The organism is Melaminivora sp., from assembly GCF_032059615.1.
GTDB lineage: Bacteria > Pseudomonadota > Gammaproteobacteria > Burkholderiales > Burkholderiaceae_C > Melaminivora.
This window is the reverse complement of sequence record NZ_DAMCAM010000105.1, coordinates 1-3,409: the sequence shown is the minus strand read 5'-3', so window position 1 is coordinate 3,409 and position 3,409 is coordinate 1. Positions and strand designations below refer to the sequence as shown.

The following is a 3,409-nucleotide window of genomic DNA, read 5'->3' as shown; positions in this document are numbered from 1 at the left end:
ACTTCGGCATTCGCGGGCAGGAGGATCAACTTCCAGTCCTTCTCGCTGCCCTGCAATTCCAGCCGGTAGTATTTTTCGAGCCGTGCACGGTTGCCGGCCAGCGTGCTGCGCACGCTCTCGATGAAGGCCAGGGCCTCGGGGCGGCTACCCACGTGCCAGGTCATGCTGCGGCCGCCCTGCTCCACGGTGAGCGTGTTCTTCTCCAGCACCAGGCTTTCCCGCCGGGGCTTGAGCGTTTGCTTTTCCAGCCGGTCGGGCGGCACGAAACGCAACTCTCCGCTGGAGACCACGGGCGCATCCAGCAGGGCGGCGTGGCGCGTCTCGACGAAGCGTGCGCGCCCGCCCTTGAACTGGGCCAGCTCGCCCATGAGCTGGTCCACGTCGAAAGCGTGCGCGGCAAGCGATGCGCAGGCCAACGTAACAGTGAACAGAGTACGCAGGATCATGGGGCGTGCCAGAAGTCGTAGAAGTTGAACCAGTTCAGGGGCGCGTCGCGCAGCGTGCGCTCCAGCACCGCCACGTAGGCCCGCTGCGCCTCGGCCATCGCTGCCGGGCGCAGCGCGCGCGGCGTGGCACGGAAGTCGGCGAGGGGTTCGAAGCGGATCTCGTAGCGGTTGCCGCCCAGGTAGAGCCCGGCCATGAAGAACACCGGGCGCTGCAGCATGGCGGCGAGCCGCCAGGGGCCGAGGGGAAAGGCAGCCTCCTCGCCCAGGAACGGCAGGCGGGCGCAAGCATCATCGGCGGCGAGCGAGCGGTCGGCAAGCAGTCCGACCAGGCAGCCGTCGTCGAGCCGATCGCGCACCGCGAGCATGGATTCCATCCGGCCCAGCGCGATCACGTCCTGCATCGCATCGGGCGCGATGGCCGCGAGCGTGGCGTTGAGCTGGCGCGCATTGTCCTCGTACATGGCCATGGCCACGCGCAGGCCGCCGCGCTTCTGGCCCACGGTGCGCAGCACCTCGAAGCTGCCCAGGTGCGCGCCCATCAGCAGCGCGCCGCGCCCGCCGCGCAACGCGGCGTGCAAAGCATCCGCACCGCGCACGTCGACCTGCAGCCCGGCGCCTCGGTTGCGCAGCAGGAACACCCGGTCGTGGATGGTGGTGGCAAACCACAACACATGCTTGTAGCGCTCGCGCCAGCGCGGCGCGCGGCCCAGCATGCGTGCCAGGTAGGCGCGGCTGGCGCGCTGCGCCCTGGGAGCAAAGAGCACGAAGTACAGGGCGATGCCGTGCAGCACGACCCGGCCCAGGCTGCGTCCCGCCGTCAGTGAGATCCAGACCATCAGGCGCAGCAGCCACATGTGGCTGCGCTCGCCCTCTCGCGCCCAGGCAGCGGCTTGGCTCACGCCGCATCCTCCTGCTGCAGCACACCGCTGGCCACCAGGGCCTCACCGGCGTGGATGGCAAAGCGCTGCGCGCCGGGCGAGGCGGGGGTGAACGACCAGCGCAGCGTCTCGCCCGGGCCCACCGGGCGCAGGAACTTGGCCTGAGCGATGCACCAGCGCCGGCCCGCGGGCAAGGCGCTGGCGCGCAGCAGGCTGTGGTCGAGCAGCACCACGCCCGGCACGATGGGCCGGCCGGGGAAATGCCCGGCGAACGCCGGATGGTCGACCGGGACGGTCCAGTCAGCGGGCATTGCGTATCCACCGCTCATGCAATGCCTCCAGCGTGCTGCGCGCGATCTTGCCCGTGGCATTGCGCGCGATCGCCTCGACCAGCACCAGCGGACGCGGCATGAAGATGGGATCGATCCGCGTGCGCAGCGCGGCCAGCAGTGCGGCGCGCTCGCCGGCCGGCGCGACGGCGAAGGCCACCAGCCGGCCGGCACGAGCCGCTTCCTCTTCGTCCGGCAGGAAGAAGGCCCCGTCCTGCACGCCGGGGATCGTGCGCAACTGGTGATTGAGGTAGGCAAGCGAGGTGCGCTTGCCCGCCAGATTCACCATGTCGGCATGGCGCCCCTGCAGCGTGAAGCGCCCGTCTTCGTGCAGGGCGAGGATGTCGGCCAGCGCCACGCGCCCTTCCACATGCCCCCCGCTCGCCCAGGTGGTATCGCCCTCCTGCTCCAGGCGCACGCCGGGCATGAGCGTCCATTCGACCCCGGCCGTGGTGCGTCGCGTGGCGAGCTGCGAGGATTCGGTCGAACCGTAGATCTCGTGCACCGGCGCGCCGGTGGCGGCCTCGGCCTGTGCGGCCAGCGGCACATCCAGCGGCGCGGTGGCCGAGAGCCAGCGCGCCACCGGCGGCAGCGCCACGCCCGAGGCCAGCACGCTCGCCAGGTGGTAAGGCGTGGTGACGACCATTGCCGGCCGGGGCACCGCGGCGAGTGCGTCGGCCAGGTCCTGCGGATAGAACGGTTTGCCGCTCCAGAAACTGCAGCCGCCATGCAGCGCGAGCAGGAAGGTCGATTCAAAACCGTAGCTATGCTGCGCCGGCACCGTGCCGACGAGCGCGTGCGGCGCGTCCAGCAACCCCAGGGCCTTGGCCTCGGCGCGGCCGTTGGCGACCAGCTTGCCCCAGGTTTTCGCATGCGGCTGGGGCATGCCGGTGGAGCCCGAAGTGAACAGGATGGCGACGACCGCCTCCGGCGCGATGCGCGGAACTTCTGCACAGGACTTGCCGACCAGCTCCTGCAGCGAGGGCAGCGGATAGGCGGGCAATTCGGGGGGCAGCGGCGTGGGTGTGTCCGTCACGGCCAGCGCACCGGCGTAGGTACGGGCCAGTTGGCGCAGCGTGGCCTCGGACTGCGACGAGGGCTGCAGGCTCACGCGCCCCGACAGTGCGCAGGCGGCGAGCAGCACCGCGTAGTGGTAGCGATCCTCGCACAGGTTGACGATGTAGCGCCCGTATGGGAGCGCGGCGGCCAGCGCCAGGGCGTCGGCGCAGTAGCGCGCAACGCTGACCGGCCCTTGCGGGCGCCAGGCAAGGATGTCGCCCGGCCCACGGCCGCTGATCAGAGGCAAGCCACTCATGCAACGCGATCCGAGGCCGGGGAGCGGCCGCGCTGGGCCTGCCAGGCGCGCGCCACATCCTTGATGGAGGGCCGGTCCTCAGGCGGCAGCACTCGTTGGCGCACCAGCATCTCCAGCAGGAAGAATACGCCCAGCAGGGGGCCGGTGAGCAGGTTGGCATGCACCGACCAGACTTCCGCTGGCGCCCAGGCGAACAGCAGCGTGGAGACAAGGGCATTGCCCGCGAGGAACAGCGCCCAGGCCAGGGTGACGTTGCGCGTGTAGCGGCGCGTGCGCGCGCTCAAGGGGCGCGGGGCGATCATGCGCGCCATGGCGCTGACCACCGGTTCGCGCCCCGCGCCAAGCGAGCGCGCGAACCATGCCGCCAGCGCCAGGTGCGCGCCCAGGTGCTGCAGGTAATAAAGCCAGGTGACGTGGCCGCGCAGCCAGGGCCAGGCCACC

Annotated in this window: 2 protein-coding genes and 2 pseudogenes; all 4 read right to left on the bottom strand. The window is 70.9% G+C overall.

Going from position 1 to position 3,409, the window contains the following annotated elements; genetic code table 11:
• The coding region (locus RT051_RS14480; RefSeq protein ID WP_313077803.1) for a LolA-related protein at window positions 1–446 on the bottom strand (446 nt) is incomplete at its 3' end.
• Window positions 443–1,345 carry an acyl-CoA synthetase gene (locus tag RT051_RS14475; protein WP_313077800.1) on the bottom strand — a complete coding sequence of 301 codons (903 nt, stop codon included), beginning with the start codon at window positions 1,343–1,345 and terminating at the stop codon, window positions 443–445. The genes RT051_RS14480 and RT051_RS14475, both read right to left, overlap by 4 nt.
• Window positions 1,342–2,968 (bottom strand): annotated as a pseudogene (locus RT051_RS14465) (AMP-binding protein). Before RT051_RS14465 ends, RT051_RS14475 begins: the two are co-directional and overlap by 4 nt.
• Window positions 2,965–3,409, bottom strand: a pseudogene (locus tag RT051_RS14460) (hypothetical protein); the annotation flags it as partial. The pseudogenes RT051_RS14460 and RT051_RS14465, both read right to left, overlap by 4 nt.